This window comes from Skermanella sp. TT6, assembly GCF_016653635.2.
GTDB classification, from domain to species: Bacteria; Pseudomonadota; Alphaproteobacteria; order Azospirillales; family Azospirillaceae; genus Skermanella; species Skermanella cutis.
In genome coordinates, this window is the sequence record NZ_CP067421.1 from 556,817 (window position 1) to 580,987 (window position 24,171).

Here is a 24,171-nt window from a genome sequence, read left to right on the forward strand (position 1 = left end):
TCAAGCTGCGTGCTGTCCCGGCCGAATCCCGTCGTCCAGCTTGGTTTCCGCCGCGACCGCGCCCGGATATGCCGCGACGGTCGCCGCGATCCCGTCCTTCAGGTTCCAAGTGGGTGTCCATCCAAGCAATTCCTTCACTCTGCCGATGTCAGGCGTGAGGGACTTCCGGTCGAAAGCGCGGAACCGGATAGGATCCTCTTGGATCTCGCGTGTATCGCCAACCGCGTGCTGGATGACTTCGACCACCGACCGGACCGCCGTTGGATTTCCCGTTCCGATGTTCATGCGGAGAAACCCGGGAAGATCCCGCTCCAACGAAGCCGCGATCGCCTCCACCACGTCCGCGACGTAGACGAAATCGCGTGTCGCTCCCAGGTAGCCGAACTTCAGCACCGGTTCGTCGGTATTGGCAAGTCTATCCAAGACATCGGGAATCAGATGCGGATTGGTCTCGTCGGGCCCATAGACATTGGCGAACCTGAGCACGGTGCCCTGTTGGAAATTGCCCAACCGCTGTCCATAGGCGACGATCTGCTCGCTCATCAGCTTGGTCAAACCGTAGACATTGCCAGGCTCCGGGGACATATCCTCGGACAGGACGATGTCCTCACAGGGATATACATCCATGGTCGAGGAGAAAACGAACTTTTCGACGGGGTGACGCGCCAGCGCCTCGACCAATTTCAGTGTGACCGCGACGTTGACCTCCTGTGTGCGCTCCGGATTCCTCATGCAGTAGGGAATGAAGTGGATCGCGGCAAGGTGGACCACCCCATCGGGTCGAAAATCAGCGATCACCTCATCCAATTCGGCTGGCGTGATCATGGTGAGGTCGGCCGCCAAGAACTGGGCACCTGCCGGAACATGGCTGGCACGCCCGACCGAAAGATCGTCGATGATCAGCAGGTCATGTCCCGCCGCCAGCATTCGGGCGGACAGGTGTTTTCCAATGAAACCAGCGCCGCCGGAAATCAGTAGGCGCATTCTCAAGCTCCTTCGCAAGGCTGATGAATTCCAGTTCGAGTTGATCGACGAGGTCAGACCAATCAAGTCTTCTCGACGCGGCGAGTGCCGCCTGTGAATAGTCGTCCCAGGCATCGAGGATTTCTTGGACAGCGTCAGCCATGGCATCGTCCGTCGGCGCGGCCACGATGCCGCAGGAGTGGCTGGAGACGACCGTGGTCGTGCCATTGCCGGGATGGTTCGCGGTGACGATTGGCAAGCCACTGGCCATCGCCTCGGCGACCACTCGAGGAAATCCCTCGCGCAGGCTCGCGATGACCATCACCTCCGCCCTGGATAGAAGATCCATCTTCTCGGCTTCGGTGACCGAACCCAAGATGCGCACCTTGTCGGCCATCGGGTAGGCAGCAGCGAGTTGGCGCAGGACTGGCAGTTCCGGACCATCACCCGCGATGATCAACTCCCTGCGGTATCCGCGCTCCCAAAGGACGCGATGAACTTCGAACAGGCGCGAGACCTGCTTGTGCGATGTCAAGCGACCAAGATACAGCAAACCGGCGCGCCCGCCCCGGGGCAGCGACCGATAGATCGATCGGTTGATGCCACTGGGCAAATAGACGGTCCGCTGTTCCGAGACACCCTCGATATGATCCCGGACCGCCTCGCTGACTGCTGTGTTGCACCCCACCAGCCGGGGCAAAAAGCGTTGCGCCATGACGAAGACGCGACCCTCGCGGATTTCACACCAATCGAGGATCGAGCGGTGTCGAAGTTTCCCTGGTAAGGTGAGCGCGTGCAACAACGGCCATTGATTAAGCATCAATACGTCGAAATCGCCCTGCGCCAACACCTTTCTTGTCCACAGTGCATAGTCGACCATGGTGCGGAGTGATCGCGGCAACCCACCGGTACGGCGCACATAGTTGTCGTTGGTCGGCCAACGGAGGATTTGAACGCGAGGATGAGGAGAGGAGGAAATCGCCACCTTGTGGTCGTGTCGAATACATAACACGGTCACTTCATGGCCGCGATCCGCCAAATGTTCTGCCATTTCTTGAAAGCGGACTTCTTGTCCGCCCATGTGCGGTGGAAACAACTCCGTCAATAACCCGATTTTCACTCAACATTCCTCAGGTTAAGGGACAACCCATCCATGGTCTTTCCTGCTTGAGCAATGGTTTGGTTTGGAATATCCAGTTTACCGCGTCCGAGCGGCCCGATCAGAGGTACGGAACCACAGGCGCATTTCAGCGGGAGATACAAACACTCAGCCATGCTCAGCTTTGCTTTCAATTATGAAATAATCGACCAAGAAACAAAGGCCATGTTACTAATTGGTATTCACCCCCGCTTTCACCTATCGACTGATAAGCGTACTCGCATCCGATTCCAAAAGCATGAGAGGTTTTTCTTTCCGCCCTCAGCTTTTTCTTCTTTGGTCGGCGCTGAGCAGGATGCCGATGTCTCTTATCATAATCAAGGAAAAAATTATCTCATTTCGTACGTACTAAAATCGTCCTTCGGGTTAATAAATATAGATAGTACCTCATAATTTTGGATATTATGTTCGACAATCCTGGCTGTTCAGACTCGGGAGAAGCAGCCTGTTTGCATTCTTTCTGGCATAAAGCATAGTTCATATATTTTATTGGTGATAGCCGATGGACCTCGTTGAACCGGTGGGCAGAGCGAGGAACAACCATTCGGCTTGACAAGGACATGATTCACTTCGCTGCACACGCGAACGGATTATTTTTATGAGCGAACCGTCTTCTAAAGAACCCTTGCATCAAACATCGTGGTTCTGCTTTAACTTGCCGTACGGTAAGCTATAAAGGTTAGAAACTTTCCGGAGCCATGCATGACGGTCCGTCGCATTCTGAAAAATTGGTCAACAATAATTTCAGGTAATTTAGTTGCGTCGGCACTTTCCTTCGCCGCAATCATTGTCGCGACTAGAACATTATCCATACAAGAATTCGGATTGTTGACCTTGATTGAGTCCTATTACTTCTTAGTTGGAGGGATAGTGGCGCTCAACACGGATCAGGCCGTCTTCCGATATGGAACCGAAACGTTACGGCATCTTGGACTACCAGCTTACGCAGGCCTTCTGAAATATCTTTATCGTGCCGATCTCGCCGTCGGATGCTGTGCGGCCACATTGGCGTTGATCGGCATCTTGTTGTTCAAAGATTATTTTCTGGGCAATGACGTGGATACGACCTGGGCCGCGATCTACTGCGTCGTCCTGGCGACGACCTGCTTGGGTGTTCCCGTGGCGACCCTGCGAATGTCGCAGAAGTTCGGCTATGTGATCATGCGCGATGTCCTGTCGGCCGGTTGCCGTTTGTGCGTCGCCACCGTGCTTTTACTGATGGATGGAACCCTATCCCAGTTCCTGATCGGCTGGATGGTCGCGGAATTGTTAGGCAACTTCTTGCTGCATGTCATGGCGTGGCGCGAATTCAAGACGCAGGCGATCATAATGGCGGGGCGAGGCGCCGACGCGGAAGCATTTGACTGTCCCGGTCTTTGGAGCACCATCTTCCACACCAACCTGAGCTTGGCGCTGCGGGTTATGATAGAACGGCTGGATATTCTCATCATAGGCGCGATCGGAGGTCCAGCGGCGGCTGGAATCGTTCGAATCGCCAAGAATTTCTCTGCGATCCTAGTGCGTCAATGCGATGCCGCCCAGCATGCCATCTTCCCGGATCTCGCCAAACTCTGGACGGATGGCAACATTGCCGCCTTCAAAAAACTGATCCGCGATGTCCTCTTCGTCATGCTTGCCGTGGCTTTCACCATCTTGGTGGTCATCTCGATCATGGCTGACCCGCTGATCGCCAATCTTTTTGGGGAACAGTATCTTGAAGCCAAGAACCCGATGATTATCATGACCTTGGCGGGACTCTTGACGAGCTTGGGCAACATCTATTTTCCCGCCTTCCTCTCCATGGGCCAGTCGCTTCAACTTCTGAAGATCAGCATCGGTGTGACGATCGTATTCTTCGTGGCTCTCGTGCCAGCCTTCCTGTGGCTCGGACCGCTCGGCGCCTCGACCAGCCATCTGCTCCGCGCGGTGCTCTGGCTCACCGCGCTCCACATCTTGACTTCGACCTATCTGCGGTACGTCGCCGCTCCAGCCGAATGAGAAACTCTCGGTGATCAACCCAATGCCGAACGATGACGGGGAGGACCGCATGAAGGTGCTGCTCGTCGCCTTCTCCGCGAGATTCGCTCTGGAGCATTATATCGATGGCTTCGCCTCGGCCTTGGCCGACCGGGTGGCCCTGAAGGTCATGGTGCCGGACCACTACGCCGGCGGCCTCGACAGCGAGTTACTGGTGCGCGTGCCCTGCGGCACAAGCAAGGGACAGCAGATGGCGGCGGCGTTCTCGCCGGTGACGTATTGGAGGATCGCCCGGTCGGTCCTCCAAGAGGCGCCAGATGTCATACACATCATCAGCGGCGAGGGATATCCCTGGGTTCTCCCCGTCATGATGGTCGCGCGATGGCGATCGAGCGCAGTGCTTGTCACGGTCCACGATGCGGAGGCCCATCCCGGAAGCTTCATTGAGCGGTTGAATTGCGCCCTGCGGCGCCCGGTGCTCAACCAAGCCACGGCGCTGCACGTCCATACCCAGGAGAGCGCGGCGCTGGTTCAGCGATCGTTTCCCGGCGCCCGGATCGGTGTCATTCCACATGGAAGCTTCGCCGAGCGCTTCACCATTCACGATGACCCAACCATCGCGCCAGAACGGCTCGTTCTCTTCTTCGGGCGGATCGCGGCCTACAAGGGCATAGACATCCTATGCGAGGCGATGCGTCGGCTACCCGGCGATATTCGGCTGGCGATTTGCGGTCCCGGAACTTTGCCCGAAGCGGAAGCGGCGCTCGTGAGGGAGCTGGGAGACCGGGTCATACTCGAAAATCGTTTCCTCGACGAGAGCGAGGTCGCGTGCTGGATGCGCAGGGCCGCCGTGGTCGCACTGCCCTACACACATGTCACGGCGTCGAGCCTGCCAGCGATCACCGCCGCGTTCGGCCGGCGCATCGTCGCTTCCCGGCTCGGCAGTTTCCGCGATGAGATTGAGGAGAATGGCGGCATACTCGTTCCCCCTGGTAATCCAGACGCCTTGGCGATCGCCTTGACCGAGGCGATGGTCATGGGTGACACGCCGATAACTCGAGCATCGACCTTCACCGAACTGGCGCCCAAGTTCATCGAACTCTATTCTCGCGCGTTCGACCGTCATGACGGCACCTCCGAGGTGAAGTTTTCCGGCGCGGGCATCGATGTTTGATCCATCTTTCACCCGCGCGGGAGTTGAGGCGAGGCTCGCACGCCACCACACCGCACCAGCGTTTGAAGTCCGCCGGTCATCTCGGATATTCGTCCGGGAAGTGAATGAAAGCGTTTTCGCCGTGGAAGGCGCGTCGAAGAAAATGAGGGAAATATGGCGCAACCGGTGGAGTTGAGCATTCTCGATCTAGGTGCCGTGTTGTGGCGCCGGAAGTTCACTCTTGTCGGCTTGGCCATCCTCGGAGGATTGGCGGGCATCGAGGCGTCATCGCTGTTCCCCCCACAATATTCATCGAACGGCAGCCTCGTCGTCGGCTCCCCCGCGCAGGTGCTGCCCAACGGCGATCCAATGCTGCCGCTCGCACCAGCCACTCCGACGATCGTCGCCACCGAAGGCGGCGTCCTCTCCTCTCCCGGCCTGTTGCGGATCGTTGCCAATGGGTTGGCCGTTCCGCCTGGGGCGCTGCCCGACGAAAAGGAACCCTCGGCTTCCCCAGGAGTGGAATCCCTGGCGGAACGGCTGGCTCCCCAGCTGAAGGTGATCACGGACAAGGAAAGCAATCTGATTCAGGTCTCCTTCACCAGCGGTGACCCGGTGTTCAGTGCCGAAGTGGTGAACCGCCTGCTCAACTCGTATGTCGATGGCAGGTTCACCGCACAGCGCCATGCGATGGATCGCGTCACCGAAAACCTATCAGGACGGCTCGATGCGGTCAGGGCCGACATCGCGAATGGCGAGCGCCGGGTCGCCGACCTGCTCCGCCAGGGTTTGAGCCCGATTCCCGAGCAGGACGTGCTGATCCAGGAAATCCAAGCCGCCACCGAAAGCATCACGCTAAGCCAAGCCGAAATCGTCCGGCTGGAAGCCGAGAGGCAAGGAGCCACGCGCTTGGGCGCCAACGCCGGCAACGAGCCGATCGAAGTGGCGGCATTGCTGGATTCACCGGAGATCGCCCGCCTCTCTTCCAGTATCGCCGATCTTCGCGCCCACCGGGCCCAGCTCTCCGACACCTTAGGTCCGAGACATCCGGACATCCGGGGAATCGACCAGAACATCGCCCAGGTAACGCGCGAGATCATCACGGAAGCCCGCCGTGTGGAAAGCCGTCTGGACAAGGAGATCGCTTTCAACACCGCGCGGCTGAACGCCACCGAGCGGCGATTGACCGATCTGCGGGCGCGCACCGCGGCCGAGGCGGGAAGCAGGTTTGACATCAAGCGCGCGCAAGGCGATCTCGATACTCTGAAGGAGCTCGAGATGGGGATCCAGAAGCAGATGGAGTCCGTCCGCGCCCAAACCTTGCTGACCAACGCGCAAATCATCACCGCCGCGATACCCGTCAATAAGCCGAGTAGTCCGAACGTCAAGCTCTTCGGGATGTTTGGTGCGATTGTTCCGGCGGGATTGGTGGCATTCCTCCTGATCATCCTCGATGTCGCGCGTCGGCTCCGTCCTGGTTTTAAGGAAATCGTCGGAGCGATCGACGCCCCTCTCATCGGCGTCATGCCATTCGTTTCCCGGCCGCTCCGCCCCCGCCGCAAGGCTCATGCCATCCAGACACTTGACGGGTTGGCCTTGCGACTGGAAATCCTGGCATCCACGCAAGGCCGATCCGCCCGCATATTGTTGACGTCGGCTCATCCGGGAGAGGGGAAAAGCACGCTGACCTTTGGTCTCGGCCGAGCGCTGGCGGCCTCGGGCAAGCGCGTTCTGCTGGTCGACTGCGACCTGCATAAACCCCGGATCGCCAACATGATGCGGGACATGCGGCCGGAGCCGTTCTCGCTCGAATATGGCCCCACTTCCGACCGTGTCGACATGACAAGGGCGGGAGATACATCACTTCACCTGCTCTGCCCTTCGTTCCTGGTTGGCGCCGAACCATCGATGCGGCTTCGCTCCCCGGAGTTCACGCGCCTCCTGTTTGGCATCTCCTCCTACTTCGACGTGATCCTATTCGATACTCCCCCCGTCTTGTGCGTACCCGACGCCATACTCGTCCTGCGAAACGCTGACGCGGCGGTACTTGTCGTCGACCCGTCCCGCTCGACCCGGACCGACGTCGAGGAAGCCTGCGACCGGCTGCAATCGTCGGGAAAACGGCTAGCGGGGGTATTGATATCGAAGCTGAAGGCTCGCGAGAACCGCTCTTATATCTATTCTGGGTATCAATCGAACAACACCACGAGACGAGCCTTAGGCCTGACACGCGCCTGAACGAACGGTAATTCGCGGTTCGCCTGCTCTGGAGGTTTGCTTACTGGATTCGGCGGCTCATCGTTTTCGCGGGAAGAGAAATTGCCGAAGGCCGAACCCCGCCGGCGGGGTAAACCGCGCCTTCGCGACGACGCGCCGCGCGAGCGGATCGTGCTCTGTCCCGGCGACCACTGCCCCGACTGCGGCGTAACCGGCCGATCTAGCCGCATTTATGCGCCAAGCCGGAAAGCTTTCTGACGTTTTCTGCCCTTCTTCAATTTTTGGCTGTGCAGGCAAGAGTTGGCCGTAGCGCCGATTGGGCGGCGCTATGATGGTGAGAGGTCTTGAGGTTGGCGGGTTGGGCGGGAGTGGGGCAATCGGCCCCGGCGTTCAGGTGACGAGCCGAGGAACCCGCTCCAGAAGCAGGCTCAGGATAGTTTGCTCCGGGCAGGCGGTGGGCAGGTGGACGAGGATTTGCCGCCTGGTCTCGACGATCCGGGCCGCCAGTTTGATCAAACGCAGACGCAACGTGTCGAACTGGGCGACCCGCCAGCGCGACCGGCGCGGCATCAGGGCGCGTATCGACCACAGCAGCCAGTAAGCTCCAGCATGCAGGAACAGCCGGAACTGGTTGGCGGTGGCCTTGTGGCAGGAGGTGCGGTCGGCGCATAGATGCGTCTTCCAGCTCTTTATGTGATTTTCCGCCTGGCCGCGGGCGCAATAGAGTTTCTCATAGAGCCACCGCCCTCGGCCGTGGCGCAGACTGGTGACGATGAAGCGGGTGTCCGGCCCCTGCGGCCCGACCTCGACGCGCGCAATGATCCGCTCGGTCCGACTCCAGCTTCCGGCGGCGTCATAGAATTCCTTGAAGCGCCGAACCTTGGTCGCGGGACCGGCGGCGAACCGGGTGGCGGTGCTGGCCTCCAGGTCAAGGATATGGCGCCGCAGCGTGCTGGTCGGGGCGAGACCGAGCACATAGTCCAGGCAGTTGGTCCGGCACCAGTTCAGGACCTCGGGGCAGCAGTAATGGCTGTCGGCGCGCAGCAGGATCTCGACCTGCGGCCAGTTGGCCCGGATCTGCCGCACGATCCGACGCAGGTGCGCCCGGATCTCGGTGCCTTTAGGCCGCTTGGCCGGGCGCAGGATGGCGGTGATGAAGCGCCCGTGCTCGTCGAACACGACGATCGGCTGGAAGCCGTACTCGTCGTAATGGCCATTGAACAAGCGCAATTGCTGCTCGCCGTGAACGGCATCGAAGGTGTCGTCAATATCCAGCACGATCCGCTTCGGCACCTGCCGGAACCCGGTGCAGTAGAAATCGACCAGAGCGCGGCCCATGCGCATCAGGGCGCGGGCATCGGGCAGGTTCTCCAGGCGCGAGATGGTGGACTGCGAGCACAGGCCGGCACCATCCGGCAGGCGGTCGAGCGCCAGCTTGAACGCCGGATCCCGGCGCAGGCTGTCGGCGTCGTTGCCGTCCTCGTAGCCGGCCGCGATCATGAGCAGGCGGAAGCGGATGATCTCCGCCAGTCCATGAACGACCCGCCCGGGCGTCCGGGGGTCTTCCAGGCACGCCGCAAGCCGGTCGGCGATCCCGAGCCGCTTCTCGATTTCCCGCAGGCCCAGCACGCCGGCATCGGAGGACAGCTGCCCACCATCGAAGCGGGCGACCACGGGTTTGCCGGCGACAGGTGACAGGCCGGGCAGCGATGGGGTAAGTTCAACTCGGGCGGGCATGGCGGGTGAGATCCGGTGGGGTTGGTGTCAGCAGCCGAATCCTAAACCAGATCAATCCTTTACGCTATGCCCGCCGGCCTTGGTGCATAATTGCGGCTAGGCCGCCTTACAAGGACGTCGTTAACGACGTAAGCTATCTGGATACCGAAGTCCTTGTAAGGCGGCCTAGATCGGCCGGTTACGATCAAGCAGGGTCTGGCCGGCCAGCTCGACGGCTGGGTCAGCGCCGCCGAAGAAGGCGGCTTCAAAGGCTTTGCCCGGAGCCTCCGTCAGGATGTCGAAGCCGTCCACGCCGCCTTGACGCTCCCCTGGAGCACCGGAGGGCCAGATCAACCGGCTGAAAGTCGTCAAGCGCACCATGTACGGCCGCGCCGGTTTCGATCTCCTACGCAGCCGCGTCATGGCAGCTGCTTAGGTGAAAACATGTCCTGAAATTCCTCCATAAGCTGTGCACACAAAAGAACGAAGAACCCAGTTCCTGCTGTCGCTTGACAAACGCGATGGTCCTGCTGTTGGCCCGGATCAAGGGCATCGGCCTGGAAACGGCCCAGATGCTGGTCCACGAGGTACTGTCGCGCAATCTACGCGATCGACGCGCGGTGGCTCGCTATGCTGGTCTGACCGGCACGCCGGATGAGAGCGGCTCGAAGCGCCGGGAGAAGGGGATCAGCAAGGCAGGCAACCCACGGGTGCGCTGTGGCCTGATCCAGCTGGCCTGGCGCTTCCTGATGTTCCAGCCCGACGCCGCTCTGGTCCAATGGTACCGCGAGCGGAGCGCTGGCGGCAAGGGTGCCATCAAGAAGACGATGATCGTGGCGCTGGCGCGCAAGCTGTTGATCGCACTGTGGAATTATGCCGCCGCTGGGGTGATGCCGGAGGGTGTCGTCCTCAAGGAGGCGTGAGCCGACCAATCCGTCCCCGGAAGCGCGCCGGAGACTTCGAAGCATGGCCGACCGGTCAGTCCGGTGGACCTTGCCTTCCGAGGTGGGTGGTGCACCGAAGCCCCCCTATGGGCCGCAAGCCGACAAAAAGACTGGTCCCACCCTCCCGGGAGCCTCGCATCCGATGCGCATGACGCATCATGGTCTCCGGTTGCGTGCCGGACCGAATACAAGGTTGTTGGATCGAGCAGCGGTCCACGGACGCGAGAACTCCGCCTTGGAACGGCTGACCCGCCAAACTGGCCAGTCATCAGAGCCCAATCATCCAAGCGTGACACAGGTGTCGGCGGACCTCCATGGTCGGGACGGAGGGATGGCCCCGTTGATCAAACATAGGGATAGGAAATATGGAAAACCTGATTTGAAAAACGCTTGACATCAAATGCCCCATACAAGGGGGGCCGGGAGACCGGGCCGAACCCGACCGACCGCGGCAAGCCGGGCTCGAAGCGCCACGTCGTCATCGACGCCAACGGCATCCCGCTGGCCGTGACCCTGTCGGCCGCTAACATCCACGACAGCCGGATGCTGGAGGCCACCGTCGATGCCATCCCGCCCATCCGCCAGTGCGCCGGCCGGCCCCGCCGCCGTCCCGCCAAGCTGCATGCGGGAGCTTTAGCTAACGCTGAAAGCGGTACAAAGGCTATGATTTCCGGCGCTGCCGGCGTGCGTTGCGCGGACGCGCCATCATTCCCCGGATCGCGCGGCGCGGCATCGACAGCACCGAGCGCCTGGGCCGGCACCGCTGGAAGGTCGAACGCACCTTGGCATGGTTCGCCCAATTCCGGCGGATCTCCGTGCGCTACGAACGCCGGATCGATATCTTTGCCGCCTTCAATCACCTCGCCGCAGCCCTCATCACCTTCCGCTTCGTCGAACGATGGTTATGTTAGGTACTCTTAAGTCACCAAGCCAGCCACTTTTTCCCTCAGGGCCCCTCTCACGAACAGAACATCGCAAAGATTGCTTGGTAACTTGTCAATCGACACGAGACGCACCCGATCGTCATGGCGGGTGAGGCTATACTCATTATTGATGCGGAATGCGTCAAAACCGTGGGTTGCGAACAGATCCATCACTTCTGCTTGTTCCGCTTGGGATTTGCCGTCGCCGAACTCCACGATGAGAGCTGTAGCCGATGGGAGACTCGCGAAATATTCACTCGAAGTCCTTAGAACATCGTACTCATTACCCTCGACGTCCATCTTCGTAAGAGCGACCTTGGAGACATCGAAGGTGGATGCGATGGCATCAAGGGTGATCGCCTCGACTGCTGTCGTCTGTACCGGTCCTCGAGCTTCACCGGTGGATGTGGTGGCGACGCTGGTCCTGAGGCTATCCTCGTGATCGCCCTCCACCAATTGAATCGTCCCATCCTGACGGGCGACAGCCTTGTTCCAGGCAGTCACGTGGGTGAATCGATTGAGCTCAAGGTTGTCTCGGAGCCTCTTGTAGGTCTGGGGAGACGCCTCCACGCATAAACCCTTCCCCGACGGTCCGACGCAAGACGCGGCAAGTAGCGTGTGATGCCCGAGATGGGCGCCGATATCGACGAAATGATCCTCGGGAGCGAGCAAGAGCGTGATCAATTCGGCAATCTGCGGCTCCCAACATCCGTAGTAGTGAATGCGGCGGGCGACCCGGCATACCTTGTCGACGTTCAGAAGAAATCCATGGCTCGTTCGGACCTGTGAATCGAGACGAAATCCCAACTTCGAGGAAACCAGGAAATTGGCCTTCGCGTACATGGCCTTACCCTGGGACGATGGAAGAAGGCCGAAGATGGCTCGATCGATTTCGGCAACCATCCTGCTTGTGGATTTGCCCACTAACAACCTCCATTGAGTTACGACCATCACAAGCGCTGTACCTCATGTGTCAAGCCAAAGAAGGTTGACCATGTAGTCTATTCACATTACTCAATTTATCAATGTTAGATGCTAACCGCAATTATGCACCAAGGCCGGCGGGCATAGCGTAAAGGATTGATCTGGTTTAGGATTCGGCTGCTGACACCAACCCCACCGGATCTCACCCGCCATGCCCGCCCGAGTTGAACTTACCCCATCGCTGCCCGGCCTGTCACCTGTCGCCGGCAAACCCGTGGTCGCCCGCTTCGATGGTGGGCAGCTGTCCTCCGATGCCGGCGTGCTGGGCCTGCGGGAAATCGAGAAGCGGCTCGGGATCGCCGACCGGCTTGCGGCGTGCCTGGAAGACCCCCGGACGCCCGGGCGGGTCGTTCATGGACTGGCGGAGATCATCCGCTTCCGCCTGCTCATGATCGCGGCCGGCTACGAGGACGGCAACGACGCCGACAGCCTGCGCCGGGATCCGGCGTTCAAGCTGGCGCTCGACCGCCTGCCGGATGGTGCCGGCCTGTGCTCGCAGTCCACCATCTCGCGCCTGGAGAACCTGCCCGATGCCCGCGCCCTGATGCGCATGGGCCGCGCTCTGGTCGATTTCTACTGCACCGGGTTCCGGCAGGTGCCGAAGCGGATCGTGCTGGATATTGACGACACCTTCGATGCCGTTCACGGCGAGCAGCAATTGCGCTTGTTCAATGGCCATTACGACGAGTACGGCTTCCAGCCGATCGTCGTGTTCGACGAGCACGGGCGCTTCATCACCGCCATCCTGCGCCCGGCCAAGCGGCCTAAAGGCACCGAGATCCGGGCGCACCTGCGTCGGATCGTGCGGCAGATCCGGGCCAACTGGCCGCAGGTCGAGATCCTGCTGCGCGCCGACAGCCATTACTGCTGCCCCGAGGTCCTGAACTGGTGCCGGACCAACTGCCTGGACTATGTGCTCGGTCTCGCCCCGACCAGCACGCTGCGGCGCCATATCCTTGACCTGGAGGCCAGCACCGCCACCCGGTTCGCCGCCGGTCCCGCGACCAAGGTTCGGCGCTTCAAGGAATTCTATGACGCCGCCGGAAGCTGGAGTCGGACCGAGCGGATCATTGCGCGCGTCGAGGTCGGGCCGCAGGGGCCGGACACCCGCTTCATCGTCACCAGTCTGCGCCACGGCCGAGGGCGGTGGCTCTATGAGAAACTCTATTGCGCCCGCGGCCAGGCGGAAAATCACATAAAGAGCTGGAAGACGCATCTATGCGCCGACCGCACCTCCTGCCACAAGGCCACCGCCAACCAGTTCCGGCTGTTCCTGCATGCTGGAGCTTACTGGCTGCTGTGGTCGATACGCGCCCTGATGCCGCGCCGGTCGCGCTGGCGGGTCGCCCAGTTCGACACGTTGCGTCTGCGTTTGATCAAACTGGCGGCCCGGATCGTCGAGACCAGGCGGCAAATCCTCGTCCACCTGCCCACCGCCTGCCCGGAGCAAACTATCCTGAGCCTGCTTCTGGAGCGGGTTCCTCGGCTCGTCACCTGAACGCCGGGGCCGATTGCCCCACTCCCGCCCAACCCGCCAACCTCAAGACCTCTCACCATCATAGCGCCGCCCAATCGGCGCTACGGCCAACTCTTGCCTGCACAGCCAAAAATTGAAGAAGGGCAGAAAACGTCAGAAAGCTTTCCGGCTTGGCGCATAAATGCGGCTAATAGCCAGGTAAGAGCTGGCTCAGGAAATCTGAACATCGGGATAAGTGGAGTTTTTGCCTGAAAGCGGCCAGTATGCGTGCCGGACAGGAGAAGCAATGACAAGACGACAACGTCGGAACCACACACCGGCCTTCAAGGCGAAGGTGGCCTTGGCCGCCGTCAAGGGCGAGAAGACGCTGTCCGAGTTGGCGCAGCAGTTCGACATTCATCCCAACTAGATCACGCAGTGGAAGGCGCAGCTTCTCGACGGGGCAGCCGGGGTATTTGGATCGGACAGTCGCGGCGACAGTCAGGGGCCGGCGGTGGATCTGACGGTTCTGTCAGATCTCGGGGCGGCTTGCCGGGAAAGGGGTTGGCGGCTAGGTTCCGGGGCACGTTTTGCGAGACGAGAGAGCCACCATGAACGGGACTATCGGGAATTTCGTGCTTGGCGGGGCGGGTTCAGTATCAGGCGGTCATCGCCTTTGCGAACCGGTCGCCGAAGATGACAGCCATCTGGGCTTTGGCGGCCGTCCATTCCCGGGGCGGCATCTTCCAGTCTTTCTCCGCGCGGTTCAAGACGAGAAACAGGAGCTTCAGCGCGGCCTCGTCATTGGGGAAATGCCCCCTGGCCCGGACCGCCCGGCGCAGCTTTGAGTTCAATGCTTCAATGGCATTGGTCGTGTAAAGGATACGCCGGACCTCGCGCGGGAAGGCAAAGAAGGGGATGACCTCCGGCCACGCCCGCCGCCAAGCCTTGCCGATGGCCGCGTATTTTTCGCCCCAAGGCCCGGTCTCAAAGGCGGTCAGAGCCATCTCGGCGGCCTTGTCGTCGACAGCGTCGTAGACCGTCTTCAGGGCGGCGGCGATAGCCTTGCGGTCCTTCCAGGACGCAAACTCCATGCTGTGGCGCAGCAGATGAACGACGCAAGTCTGAACAATCGTCTCCGGATAGGCAGCCGCGATCGCCTCGGGAAAGCCTTTCAGCCCATCGACAACGGCCAGCAGGATGTCCTCCACACCCCGGTTCTTCAACTCGTTCAGGACGCGCAGCCAGAACTTGGCGCCGTCGGCCCGCACGCCGATGGCGACATGGATGGCCTTGTTGCGGACCAGACCTTCGTCGCGGATCTTGACCCGGATGGCATCCAGGAACACCAGGGGGTAGATCGCCTCCAGCGGCCGGTTCTGCCAGGCCGTCACCTCCTCGATCACCGCGTCCGTCACCGTGGAGATCAGGTCGGCCGACACCTCGATGCCATAGAGCTCCCGCAGGTGTCCCGTGATCTCCCGGGTTGACATGCCGCGTGCGTACATTGAGATGATCTTCTCGTCGAAGCCGGGGAAGCGCCGCTGGTACTTGCCGATCAGCGCCGGATCGAACGTCCCCGACCGATCGCGGGGAATGGACAGACCCATCGAGCCGCCATCGGTCAGCACCGTCTTGTGGCCGTAGCCGTTGCGACGGTTGCCGCTCTCATCTCCAGCCAGATGATGATCCAGCTCCGCCTTCAGCGCCCGCTCCGTCAGCGCCTTTTTCAGCTGGTCGAGCAGGCCGTTCTGGTCGAATGCCGTCTTCGCATCGGCTCCAGCCAGCAGCTGGTCAAGGATCGCGTCGGGAATAACAGGATCTTTGCGTCGGGCCATTCAGGGTCTCCTTCTGTTTCAGGATAACCCCGCCAAGCACGAAATTCCCGATAGTCCCGGTCGGTCTTGGGGTGGATCGGCCGGGGCTTCAGCCAGGAAAAGCCCATCCGGCGCAGCACGGCGTGCATGCCGCCCTGGCTGTAGTCGGCGCCGAAGTGCCGCAGCGACAACGCGCGGATATGGGACAGCCGGAACTCGACCACACCGTCGCGCTCGACCTGCGGACCGTCCGCGATCAGGGCGGCCAGTTCCGGGAGCAGTTCCTCGGCCAGCAGGCAGGGCCGCCCAGGCCGGGCACGGTCGCGCAGGCCCGAAACACCCGCTTCGTTGAAGCGGTGAACCCAGTCGCGCAGGGTCTGCCGATCCATTCCCCCGATGCGAGCGGCCTGTTCGCGGCTGACACCATCGAGCACCGCCGCCAGAGCCAGAAGCCGGCTGGATACCCGACCATCCCGCTCCAGACGGGCAAGGCGTCGCAACTCGCTGGCCTCGATGTCTCGTCGGATCGCAACAGCCACCATCATGTCCCTCCGCAGATCAATGCGGTGAAACCGAATCACAAACTGTCCGATCCCACAAGCCCCGGTAGAAGCCTCTCGCCAGAACGGTGCGGCCTCCTCAAGAGTCATCATTTACTGAATTCGGTATAAGAGTGCCTAACATAACCATCGTTCGACAAAGCGGAAGGTGATGAGGGCTGCGGCGAGGTGGTTGAAGGCGGCAAAGATATCGATCCGGCGTTCGTAGCGCACGGAGGTCCGCCGGAATTGGGCGAACCATGCCAAGGTGCGTTCGACCTTCCAGCGGTGCCGGCCCAGGCGCTCGGTGCTGTCGATGCCGCGCCGCGCGATCCGGGGAATGATGGCGCGTCCGCGCAACGCACGCCGGCAGCGCCGGAAATCATAGCCTTTGTACCGCTTTCAGCGTTAGCTAAAGCTCCCGCATGCAGCTTGGCGGGACGGCGGCGGGGCCGGCCGGCGCACTGGCGGATGGGCGGGATGGCATCGACGGTGGCCTCCAGCATCCGGCTGTCGTGGATGTTGGCGGCCGACAGGGTCACGGCCAGCGGGATGCCGTTGGCGTCGATGACGACGTGGCGCTTCGAGCCCGGCTTGCCGCGGTCGGTCGGGTTCGGCCCGGTCTCCCGGCCCCCCTTTTTGCCGGGACGCCGGCGCTGTCCAGCGCCGCCCGGCTCCAGTCGATCGCGTTGGCCTTGCCCAGCCGGTCCAGAAGAACGTGGTGCAACCTCTCCCAGACCCCTGAGGCCTGCCAGTCGCGCAGCCGCCGCCAACAGGTCATGCCCGAGCCGCAGCCCATCTCCTGCGGCAGCATCTCCCACGGAATGCCACTTCGCAACACGAACAGGATGCCGGTCAGCGCCGCCCGGTCATCGACCGGCGGCCGACCGCCTTTCGGACGGGGCGGACGGGACGGCAACAGCGGCGCCACGACCGCCCACAGCTCATCGCTGACAAGGGGTTTCGCCATGCCCGTCAGATAGGCGGCGTCAGCCTCTCATCAAGGTTTTGTTAGACGCTCTAAGCGGCAACGCTTCCTGATCGTCCATCTCGACCAGGGGCGCTCCTTCAACCACCAGCCAGACGATCAAGGGAGTTGCAAGGTCGGAGATGCGCAGCCTCTCGTAGAACGACGAGGAGGTGGAATAGCCACGATTTGCTATAACTGGTGCGGTGGGTACGTACACGACCAAACCTCTATGCATAACCTCTTGTATCATTAGTGGTAACGTTATACGAAGTTTGTCCGCACAACAATCCGTTTCAGTTGTGCAACTTTCCAAATGCACGACCTTTTTTTCGGAGAGATCGTGGTTAACTAACGTCAATTGGCTACAATCTGGTGATTACCACAGTCTGCGGATTCAGATGATCGCTCATGAGCGGCAAAGGCACCTTTGAGAGTCTGTTTGTAGACCTCAGGCGCTGATTTCCTGGGGCACAAGGCGGATGAGGCGGTGCGACAGGATTGGGATGAAGGCGATCTCAGCTATCGGGGCGAGCGGCTGTCCAAGACCGGCAAGGCATACGGCATTACCCTCCGACCCAGCGTCGGCGGTCATGGCGGAACCTTCATTCCGGAGGGTATTCGGTGGGTCCCGAGCGCTCGTTGGGCTGGATTAGCCGCTATCGCCGGTTGAGCATCATCTTCGAGCGGACCGAGGGGCATCTCGTCGCTTTCATCGAGATCGCCTTCATTCCAATCCTCTCCCGCCGCCTCATCCGTCTTGTGCCCCAGGAAATCGGCGCCTGACGCCTGCAAACAGACTCCGACATCGCGAGCTTCCTTTCTCATGCCGCCGTGCGCCGTACGGTCGCATCGGCTCGCCGCTGGATCTCCGGGATCAGCTTGGTGCCCAACCCCGGACCGGTCATCGGGTAGACCTGCCCGTTCTCGATCCGGGGCAGTTCCGTGACGAGTTCCTTGTACCAACCTGTGTAGTAGGCCCGCACCGTCTCCTGGATCAGGGCATTAGGCGCGTTCAGCGACAGGTGGACCGAAGCCGTCAGGACCACCGGTCCGGTGCAGTCGTGGGGAGCGATGGGCAGATGGTGGGCCTCGGCCATGGCGGCGATCTTCCGGGCCTCGGACAGGCCCCCGACCCAGCTGAGGTCGAGCATGATCACGCCGGCGGCGTTGCGTGCCATCAGGTCGCGGAAGGCGAAGCGGGTGGCCAGCGTCTCGCTGGCGCAGATCGGCACCCGGGTGACCGCCGCGAGTTGGGCAAGCGCGTCCATGTTGTTCATGCGGATCGGATCCTCGTACCAGAATGGCTTGAACTCGTCGAGCGCCCCCACGATGCGCTTGGCCGTCGGCAGGTTCCACAACGAGTGGAATTCGACCATCACATCCATGCGGTCGCCGGCCGCCGCTCGGATCTTCCCGAACGGCTCCAGCGCCCGCGCCAGATCGGCGTTGGAGATGTACAGTCCGTTGGACGCCTCGGCCGCCGGATCGAACGGCCAGATCTTCATGCCGGTGATGCCCTGGTCCAGCAGGCTGAGCGCCAGTTCGTCAGCCCGCTCCAGGAAGGCCTGAAGGTCCTCGTACGGTCCTTCGGAACCGGCCGACGGCAGTCCCCAGTTCCGGGTCAACTGGCCCTTGTTGCCTCGCACGTAACGGTATCCGGCGCAGGTGTTGTAGATCCGGATCGATGGCCGCGTCAGTCCGCCCAGCAATTGGTGGATCGGCTGGTCCACGGCTTGGCCGAAGATGTCCCACAGGGCGATGTCGACTGCCGACGCGCCGCGCATCTCGGCCCCGGTACCGGAAAACCCCAGATAGTTGCCGAGTAGCGTGCGGGAATGACGGTCGATCTGCAAAGCGTCGGCGCCGAGCAGGCGGGGTGCCGCGGTTTCGTGGATATAGGCCGCCACCGCGTCGGCGCCGAAGAAGGTCTCGCCCAGCCCGATCAGCCCCTCGTCGGTATGGATATGCAACCAGAGCAGGTTGGGAAACTCCGCGAGCTGGATGGTCTCGATCTCGGTGATCTTCATCGGCAAGCCTCCTTGGGGCTGTTTTTCGAAATGCGGGAACGATGATGCGCAATCCGCCTTGCCAGTCCGGATGATTGCTTTATGATAACGTTACCAAACAGGGATGTCATTAAAGCGGCGCGGGCATGTCGCGCCGGGTATCGGCAGGGAGGAACGATGATTTCGGAAACGGATATCCGCTCCTATGCGGACAACGGCTTCCTCGTGGTTCAGAATGTGCTGTCCGCGCAGGAGGTCGCGGCCTTGCGCGCGGTGACGGACGAGTTCATCGCCCGCTCGCGCGAGGTCAGCAGTCATGACGCCGTCTATGACCTGGAACCGGGCCACAGCGCCGCCGAGCCGCGGGTGCGCCGGATCAAGACGCCGCACCTGCAGCATGCGGTCTATGACGGCATCGCCCGCCATCCCCGCATCCTTGGAATCCTGCGGAAGCTGGTCAGCCCGGCGATCCGCTTCGACACGTCCAAGCTCAACGTAAAGGCGGCGAACTACGGAGCCGCGGTCGAATGGCACCAGGACTGGGCCTTCTATCCCCACACCAACGACGATCTGGCCGCGGTCGGCGTCATGATGGACGACTGCGAGGTGGAGAACGGCCCGCTTCTGTGCATTCCCGGAAGCCACCGCGGGCCGGTGCTCGACCATCATTCGGACGGCGAGTTCTGCGGCGCCATCGATCCGTCGGCGACGGAGATCGATTTCGGCGCGGCGGTTCCGCTGACCGGCCCGGCGGGAAGCATCAGCATCCACCATGTCCGGACGATCCACGGATCGGCCACGAACGTCTCGTCCAAGCCGCGCCGCCTGCTGCTCTTCCAGTACCGCGCCGCCGATGCTTGGCCGCTGGTCGGCTCCCAGCAGCCGTCCTGGGAGGAGTGGCAGGCGTTGATGCTGTGCGGCGACGACCCCCTGCTGACCCCGCGGTCGACCGCCGTGCCGGTCCGCCTGCCGCTGCCGCCATCGCGTCATCAGGGCTCCATCTACGAAAATCAGCGGACCTTGAAGAACGCCTATTTCGCCAAGTCCAAGGTGGCCGTCTGACCGGCGGCGGTTCATCGTCAACCGTCCCGGTGATCGGGTGGCAGGCGGTAGGGCCTCGACGCTGAGGATTCGAAGCTGCCGGGCCCCGCGGCCCGGCAGTCTTATCGCATCAGGCTCGGAAGCAGCGTCGCGATGCCGGGAAACAGCATGACGAGCATCAGCGCCGCGACCTGGAGCAGGATGAAGGGCAGCAGGCTGCTGAAGATCGTGTGCAGTTCGATCTCCGGCGGTGCGACGCTCTTCAGGTAGAAGGCCGCCGGGCCGAAGGGCGGGGTCAGGTACGACACCTGCATGTTCATGCAGAACAGAACGCCGAACCACACCGGATCATAGCCCAGCGCCTTGATCACCGGCACGAAGATCGGCATGGTCAGCAGGCAGATGCCGATCCAGTCCATGACGAAACCCAGCACCAGCAGAATCCCCATCATCACCAGCAGGATGCCGAACGGCGGGAGCGGAAGGTCTCCGATCGTCTGGCGCAGGTAGGTCGTGCCGCCCATGATGTTGTAGATGCCGATGAAGGCGTTCGCGCCCAGAGTGAGCCAGATGATCACGCCGACCGTGATCATCGTCCGCATGGCTGATTCCCGAAGCATCCTGAAACTCAGCTCGCCCCGAGCCGCCGCGGCGATGATGGCGCCCAGCGCTCCCACGCCCGCGGACTCGGTGACCGAGGCGATGCCGCCATAGATGCTGCCCAGCACCCAGATCACGACCAGGATCGGCAGGATCAGGCCTTTCAGCAGTTTCATCTTCTGCCGGAACGGAATATCCAGCTCCGCGCGCGGCGGGCGCGGGGCCAGCGCCGGGTTCAGGATGCAGCGGATCATGACATAGGCGATGTAGAACGCCGCGAGCAGCAGTCCCGGCAGCGCCGAGGCGAGGAACAGTTCGCTGATCGACACGCCGGCCGTCAGTCCATAGACGATCAGGACGACCGACGGGGGTATCATGGTGCCGAGCGACCCCCCGGCGCAGATGATCCCGATGGCGAGCTTCCTGTCGTAGCCCAGGCGCATCATCTGGGGCAGGGCGATCAGGCCCAGCAGGACGATCTCCCCGCCGATGATTCCGGTCATCGCCGCCATGACCACCGCGACCAGGGTCGTCTGCACCGCGACCCCGCCCGGCAGGTTCCCGGCGAACAGGCGCATCGCGTCGTACAGGTCCCTTGCTACTCCCGACCGCTCCAGGATGCAGGCCATCAGGACGAACAGGGGGATCGCCACGAAGACATATTCGTTGACGAAGCCATAGACGCGGCTCGCGACGAGCGGCAGCCCGGCGGGACCCAGCCAGGCCAGCGTGCAGCCGATCGCGAGGCTCATCGTGATCCACGCCAGGGGCACGCCGGCGATCATCAGGCCGATCATGATGGCGACGATGAGAAGGGAAATGGTTCCGATATCCACTAGATCGGCCCACCTTCTCCAGGGGTGCCCTTGCCGGCCGGCGCCACCGCGCCGCGACCGGTGAGTTCCCGGGCCACGAGGATCAGCAATTGAAGCAGCACGAGGACCGCCGCCACGGTGATCAGGGGCTTGATGATGGCCGGCGTCGGGGCATCCCAGGCACCGCCGGTGCGCTCGCCGATGGTGACGGCGCGCAGGCCGGACTTCCACGACGCCGCGATCAGGCCGGCCATGGCGAAGATGCCGACCAGATGGCCGAAGAGCTTCATCACCCGTTTGACGCGCGGCGGGACGACGTCCTGGAGGCTGGTCACCGCGATGTGCGCCTCGGCCTTGGTGACGGTGCCGCCGGACAGCAGATATCCGACGGCGCACAGGAGGATGGTGAGGTCGAAGGACCAGGATGTCGGGGAATTGAGGATGTACCGCATCAGCACCTCGTAGGCGATGACCGGCACCGAAAGCATATAGAACCACGCCACGACCCCACCGAGGAGGTCGTTCAGCCGTTCGATCCAGCGCATGGAGATCTCCCTGGAAGGGGAGCCCGGCCGTCGGGCCGGGCGGTCGGTACGGTCACTCCTGGAGCAGGCCGATCCCCTTCATGAATTTCACCTGCGCCGCGTAGGCCTTCTCTGCCAACGGATCGCCCTGCGCGTAGTCGCGCCACGCCTCGACCGCGATCGCGCGGAACTTGTCCCGCTCGGCCTGCGGCCAGTCCACCACGTCGATTCCCGCAGCGAGGTCGCGGGCGACGAGCTGGCGGTCGTTGATGTCGTTGCGCATGCGCAGGTCGTCGATCATCGCTCGGTACCAGACGTCGAGGATTGTCTTGTGCGAGTCGCTGAGCGCGTCATAGGCGGCCTTGTTGACCGTGAAATGGATCAGCGGCATGGAGTGGATACCGGGATAGACCGGGTGCTGGGCGATCTTGTTGAAGCCCAAGCTGTCGTTCATCGTGTAGGTCGAGAAGTCGGCCGCATCGACCACGCCCTTGTCGATGCCGGAGAAGGTCTCCGCCGCCGGCAGCACGACGACCGACGCGCCCGCGCGCTTGAAGACTTCCGATGCCAGCCCTTCCGGTGCCCGGACCTTCTTTCCTTTGAAATCTTCGACACTCCGGATCGGCACCTTGGCCACGAAGGCTTCGCGGGCGATCGGGCTGCATCCGATCACCTGGACAGTGCCGTCGGTAAACTTGTCGTAGGCTTCCTGAAGCAGTTCGCGGCCGCCGCCGTGGTAGCAGAACATGCTGATCTGCTCGGGGCGGTCATACCCGGCGATCAGGTCGCCGAGGATGGAGAACGCCTTGTTGCGTCCGGTGAAGTAGGTGGTGGCGGTGATGTCGCCCTGCAGGATGCCCTGTCCGATGGCGTCCATGGTCTCGTTGTAGGGGACGACCGATCCGACGGGCGTCAGCTCGATCGTCAGCTTGCCGTCGGTCATCTCCGCCAGCCGGGGCAGCCAGTACTTCTCGATATCCGTATAGAAGGATTCGCCGGCGGTCATCGATGTTTGGACACGCCAGGTCTCGGCCTGGGCCGAGATCGTCGTGGCCGCCAGGGCCATGACGGACGCCAGACACGCGACGGCAAACATGGAACACCTTGTTTTCGGCATTTTCCCCTCCCGTTATTTGTTGTTTGACGGCTTTGGTCGGCGCAGTTCCTCCCGCTGCTTTCCCTGCCGAACCGGATCGGGCCTGCCTGCCGGCCCGGATCAGGGATGACCGCGCCGTCTCGCTCGTTTCATCCTCAAAGATAACAATGGTAACGTCAACAATGAATATGGTGGAATGGTGTCAGCGGGAACTGCGCGGAGCCGGCCCGCAGGAGCTTCGAAGAACCACCTGCGAGGGGAGGATCACCTGCTGAGGAGCTGCGGCCTGGGTGGTCAGCCGGCGCAGCATCAGGTCGGCGGCCAATTGGCCGATTTCGTTGAAGTCGCGAACGATGCACGTGATCTCGGGGGTACAGACAAGGGCCATGTCGTCGGTATCGATGCCGATGACCGACAAATCGGCTGGCATCGCCCGGCCCAGGGAGCGCGATGCCAGGATCACGCCGCGCAGCAGGCGGTTGCCATCGGCTATGATGGCGGTCGGCGGGGTCGGCCCCTCGAGCAGCGTCAGGGCCGGTACGCTGCCGGCGGCGGTCGCTGCCGAAACCTGCACGACCGTCGCGCAGGATTCCGCGATCCCGGCCTCGGCCGCGGCGGTCCTGAAGGCGGTGGACCGCTCGATCACCGGCCGGATGCGCAACTCGGGTACCAGGAGGGCAATGCGTCGATGGCCGAGCTGGACCAGATAGCGCACGACTTCGCGCATCGCCGTGGCATGGTCGCAGATCACCGAATCGACCTCGGCGTTCAGCGGCAAGGTCCGGTCGAGCACCACCAAGGGCGTCTTGAAGCGGCGCAGGGCGGTCAGCAGTTCCGGGTCCGCCTCGTCGGACACGTACAGGACGACGCCGTCTACCTGCCTGGTCTGGAGCGCCGCCAGCGCCTTCGCCTCGCGCACCGGGTTGAGCGCGCTGCTGGCCAGAAGCATGCCGAAGCCGGCTTCCGCCAGCCGCCGTTCGGCAGCCTGGGCGACGGCGGCGTTCGGATAGTTGGTCAGGTCGGGCACCAGGAAACCGATCGTGCCGGTCAGGTTGGTCCGCATCGCCCGCGCCGCGAGGTTGGGCAGGTATCCCAGGCTGCGCATCGCTTCCTCCACGCGCAGGCGGGTGTCGGGGTGGACCAGCCCGGATCCGTTCGCCACCCGGGACACAGTGATGTTGGAGACGCCGGCCGCCTTGGCCACGTCCTTCAAAGTCGGGCGGTTCTGCATCCGGAAAACTGTCGCTTCTCGATGATGGGCAACCGGCGGG

At 62.2% G+C, this 24,171-nt stretch carries 17 protein-coding genes and 5 pseudogenes; 9 read left to right on the forward strand and 13 right to left on the reverse strand.

Annotated elements, in window-relative coordinates; genetic code table 11:
- The gene (locus IGS68_RS30400; protein ID WP_201081937.1) at positions 1 to 984 is read right to left on the reverse strand and encodes an NAD-dependent epimerase/dehydratase family protein; all 984 of its coding nucleotides are present in this window, start codon (positions 982 to 984) and stop codon (positions 1 to 3) included.
- Positions 908 to 2,083 (reverse strand): glycosyltransferase family 4 protein, encoded by a 1,176-nt coding sequence (locus tag IGS68_RS30405; protein WP_201081939.1) that lies wholly within the window; start codon positions 2,081 to 2,083, stop codon positions 908 to 910. Before IGS68_RS30405 ends, IGS68_RS30400 begins: the two co-directional genes overlap by 77 nt.
- A gap of 741 nt (positions 2,084 to 2,824) precedes the next feature.
- Between IGS68_RS30405 and IGS68_RS30410 the strand changes: the two genes are divergently transcribed.
- The 3 genes from IGS68_RS30410 (at position 2,825) to IGS68_RS30420 (ending at position 7,490) form a co-directional block, all read left to right on the forward strand.
- On the forward strand, positions 2,825 to 4,120 hold the full coding sequence (locus tag IGS68_RS30410) for a lipopolysaccharide biosynthesis protein (RefSeq protein ID WP_201081941.1): 1,296 nt from the start codon (positions 2,825 to 2,827) through the stop codon (positions 4,118 to 4,120).
- 49 nt (positions 4,121 to 4,169) lie between these two features.
- On the forward strand, positions 4,170 to 5,273 hold the full coding sequence (locus IGS68_RS30415) for a glycosyltransferase (protein WP_201081943.1): 1,104 nt from the start codon (positions 4,170 to 4,172) through the stop codon (positions 5,271 to 5,273).
- 153 nt (positions 5,274 to 5,426) lie between these two features.
- A complete protein-coding gene (locus IGS68_RS30420) occupies positions 5,427 to 7,490 on the forward strand; it encodes a GumC family protein (protein ID WP_201081945.1) in 2,064 nt (687 codons plus the stop codon).
- 369 nt (positions 7,491 to 7,859) lie between these two features.
- Here the strand turns inward: IGS68_RS30420 and IGS68_RS30425 are convergent, their stop codons facing one another.
- Complete coding sequence (locus IGS68_RS30425; RefSeq protein WP_201081947.1) at positions 7,860 to 9,206, reverse strand: IS1380 family transposase; 1,347 nt, start codon at positions 9,204 to 9,206, stop codon at positions 7,860 to 7,862.
- A gap of 165 nt (positions 9,207 to 9,371) precedes the next feature.
- A complete protein-coding gene (locus IGS68_RS36085) occupies positions 9,372 to 9,497 on the reverse strand; it encodes a hypothetical protein (protein ID WP_256445790.1) in 126 nt (41 codons plus the stop codon).
- A gap of 203 nt (positions 9,498 to 9,700) precedes the next feature.
- On the opposite strand from IGS68_RS36085, the pseudogene IGS68_RS30435 reads away from it, so the two are divergent.
- Positions 9,701 to 10,108 (forward strand): annotated as a pseudogene (locus tag IGS68_RS30435) (transposase); the annotation flags it as partial.
- Between the two features lie 432 nt (positions 10,109 to 10,540).
- Positions 10,541 to 11,040 (forward strand): annotated as a pseudogene (locus IGS68_RS30440) (IS5 family transposase); the annotation flags it as partial.
- Between the two features lie 6 nt (positions 11,041 to 11,046).
- Here IGS68_RS30440 and IGS68_RS30445 read toward each other — a convergent pair.
- Entirely contained in the window at positions 11,047 to 11,976 is a 930-nt protein-coding gene (locus IGS68_RS30445; RefSeq protein WP_201081949.1) for an FkbM family methyltransferase, read from the reverse strand.
- Between the two features lie 211 nt (positions 11,977 to 12,187).
- Between IGS68_RS30445 and IGS68_RS30450 the strand changes: the two genes are divergently transcribed.
- Positions 12,188 to 13,534 carry an IS1380 family transposase gene (locus IGS68_RS30450; RefSeq protein ID WP_201081947.1) on the forward strand — a complete coding sequence of 449 codons (1,347 nt, stop codon included), beginning with the start codon at positions 12,188 to 12,190 and terminating at the stop codon, positions 13,532 to 13,534.
- 265 nt (positions 13,535 to 13,799) lie between these two features.
- Positions 13,800 to 14,024, forward strand: a pseudogene (locus tag IGS68_RS36390) (transposase); the annotation flags it as partial.
- A 127-nt stretch (positions 14,025 to 14,151) separates the two neighbouring features.
- Here the strand turns inward: IGS68_RS36390 and IGS68_RS30460 are convergent.
- From IGS68_RS30460 to IGS68_RS30470, 3 genes and pseudogenes are all read right to left on the reverse strand, one after another.
- Positions 14,152 to 15,330: an IS256 family transposase gene (locus IGS68_RS30460; protein ID WP_201081951.1), complete on the reverse strand. Its 1,179-nt coding sequence runs from the start codon at positions 15,328 to 15,330 to the stop codon at positions 14,152 to 14,154.
- Positions 15,331 to 15,389: 59 nt separating this feature from the next.
- Positions 15,390 to 15,851: pseudogene (locus IGS68_RS30465) on the reverse strand (helix-turn-helix domain-containing protein); the annotation flags it as partial.
- Positions 15,852 to 15,986: 135 nt separating this feature from the next.
- Positions 15,987 to 16,818: pseudogene (locus IGS68_RS30470) on the reverse strand (IS5 family transposase).
- Between the two features lie 621 nt (positions 16,819 to 17,439).
- Between IGS68_RS30470 and IGS68_RS30475 the strand changes: the two are divergent.
- A complete protein-coding gene (locus tag IGS68_RS30475; protein WP_201081952.1) occupies positions 17,440 to 17,601 on the forward strand; it encodes a hypothetical protein in 162 nt (53 codons plus the stop codon).
- Between the two features lie 38 nt (positions 17,602 to 17,639).
- On the opposite strand, the gene IGS68_RS30480 is transcribed toward IGS68_RS30475, so the two are convergent.
- A complete protein-coding gene (locus IGS68_RS30480; protein ID WP_201081953.1) occupies positions 17,640 to 18,845 on the reverse strand; it encodes a mandelate racemase/muconate lactonizing enzyme family protein in 1,206 nt (401 codons plus the stop codon).
- A 156-nt stretch (positions 18,846 to 19,001) separates the two neighbouring features.
- Here IGS68_RS30480 and IGS68_RS30485 point away from each other — a divergent pair, with 156 nt between their 5' ends.
- Entirely contained in the window at positions 19,002 to 19,886 is an 885-nt protein-coding gene (locus IGS68_RS30485; protein ID WP_201081954.1) for a phytanoyl-CoA dioxygenase family protein, read from the forward strand.
- 101 nt (positions 19,887 to 19,987) lie between these two features.
- Here the strand turns inward: IGS68_RS30485 and IGS68_RS30490 are convergent, their stop codons facing one another.
- The 4 genes from IGS68_RS30490 to IGS68_RS30505 all read right to left on the reverse strand — a co-directional run bounded on the left by IGS68_RS30490 (position 19,988) and on the right by IGS68_RS30505 (position 24,131).
- A complete protein-coding gene (locus tag IGS68_RS30490; RefSeq protein WP_201082849.1) occupies positions 19,988 to 21,262 on the reverse strand; it encodes a TRAP transporter large permease in 1,275 nt (424 codons plus the stop codon).
- 38 nt (positions 21,263 to 21,300) lie between these two features.
- Positions 21,301 to 21,825, reverse strand: coding sequence for a TRAP transporter small permease subunit (locus IGS68_RS30495; RefSeq protein WP_201081955.1), 525 nt, complete (start codon positions 21,823 to 21,825; stop codon positions 21,301 to 21,303).
- A 52-nt stretch (positions 21,826 to 21,877) separates the two neighbouring features.
- A complete protein-coding gene (locus IGS68_RS30500; protein ID WP_201081956.1) occupies positions 21,878 to 22,900 on the reverse strand; it encodes a TRAP transporter substrate-binding protein in 1,023 nt (340 codons plus the stop codon).
- Positions 22,901 to 23,102: 202 nt separating this feature from the next.
- On the reverse strand, positions 23,103 to 24,131 hold the full coding sequence (locus IGS68_RS30505; RefSeq protein ID WP_201081958.1) for a LacI family DNA-binding transcriptional regulator: 1,029 nt from the start codon (positions 24,129 to 24,131) through the stop codon (positions 23,103 to 23,105).
- Between the last annotated feature and the right edge of the window lie 40 nt (positions 24,132 to 24,171).

What these genes read in the sequence shown, in the direction of transcription:
- IGS68_RS30400 (WP_201081937.1), bottom strand. Translation starts at nt 984, where the DNA reads ATGCGCCTACTGATTTCCGGCGGCGCTGGTTTCATTGGAAAACACCTG.
- IGS68_RS30410 (WP_201081941.1), top strand. Translation starts at nt 2,825, where the DNA reads ATGACGGTCCGTCGCATTCTGAAAAATTGGTCAACAATAATTTCAGGT.
- IGS68_RS30415 (WP_201081943.1), top strand. Translation starts at nt 4,170, where the DNA reads ATGAAGGTGCTGCTCGTCGCCTTCTCCGCGAGATTCGCTCTGGAGCAT.
- IGS68_RS30420 (WP_201081945.1), top strand. Translation starts at nt 5,427, where the DNA reads ATGGCGCAACCGGTGGAGTTGAGCATTCTCGATCTAGGTGCCGTGTTG.
- IGS68_RS30425 (WP_201081947.1), bottom strand. Translation starts at nt 9,206, where the DNA reads ATGCCCGCCCGAGTTGAACTTACCCCATCGCTGCCCGGCCTGTCACCT.
- IGS68_RS30450 (WP_201081947.1), top strand. Translation starts at nt 12,188, where the DNA reads ATGCCCGCCCGAGTTGAACTTACCCCATCGCTGCCCGGCCTGTCACCT.
- IGS68_RS30460 (WP_201081951.1), bottom strand. Translation starts at nt 15,330, where the DNA reads ATGGCCCGACGCAAAGATCCTGTTATTCCCGACGCGATCCTTGACCAG.
- IGS68_RS30480 (WP_201081953.1), bottom strand. Translation starts at nt 18,845, where the DNA reads ATGAAGATCACCGAGATCGAGACCATCCAGCTCGCGGAGTTTCCCAAC.
- IGS68_RS30485 (WP_201081954.1), top strand. Translation starts at nt 19,002, where the DNA reads ATGATTTCGGAAACGGATATCCGCTCCTATGCGGACAACGGCTTCCTC.
- IGS68_RS30490 (WP_201082849.1), bottom strand. Translation starts at nt 21,262, where the DNA reads ATGATCGGCCTGATGATCGCCGGCGTGCCCCTGGCGTGGATCACGATG.
- IGS68_RS30495 (WP_201081955.1), bottom strand. Translation starts at nt 21,825, where the DNA reads ATGCGCTGGATCGAACGGCTGAACGACCTCCTCGGTGGGGTCGTGGCG.
- IGS68_RS30500 (WP_201081956.1), bottom strand. Translation starts at nt 22,900, where the DNA reads ATGTTTGCCGTCGCGTGTCTGGCGTCCGTCATGGCCCTGGCGGCCACG.
- IGS68_RS30505 (WP_201081958.1), bottom strand. Translation starts at nt 24,131, where the DNA reads ATGCAGAACCGCCCGACTTTGAAGGACGTGGCCAAGGCGGCCGGCGTC.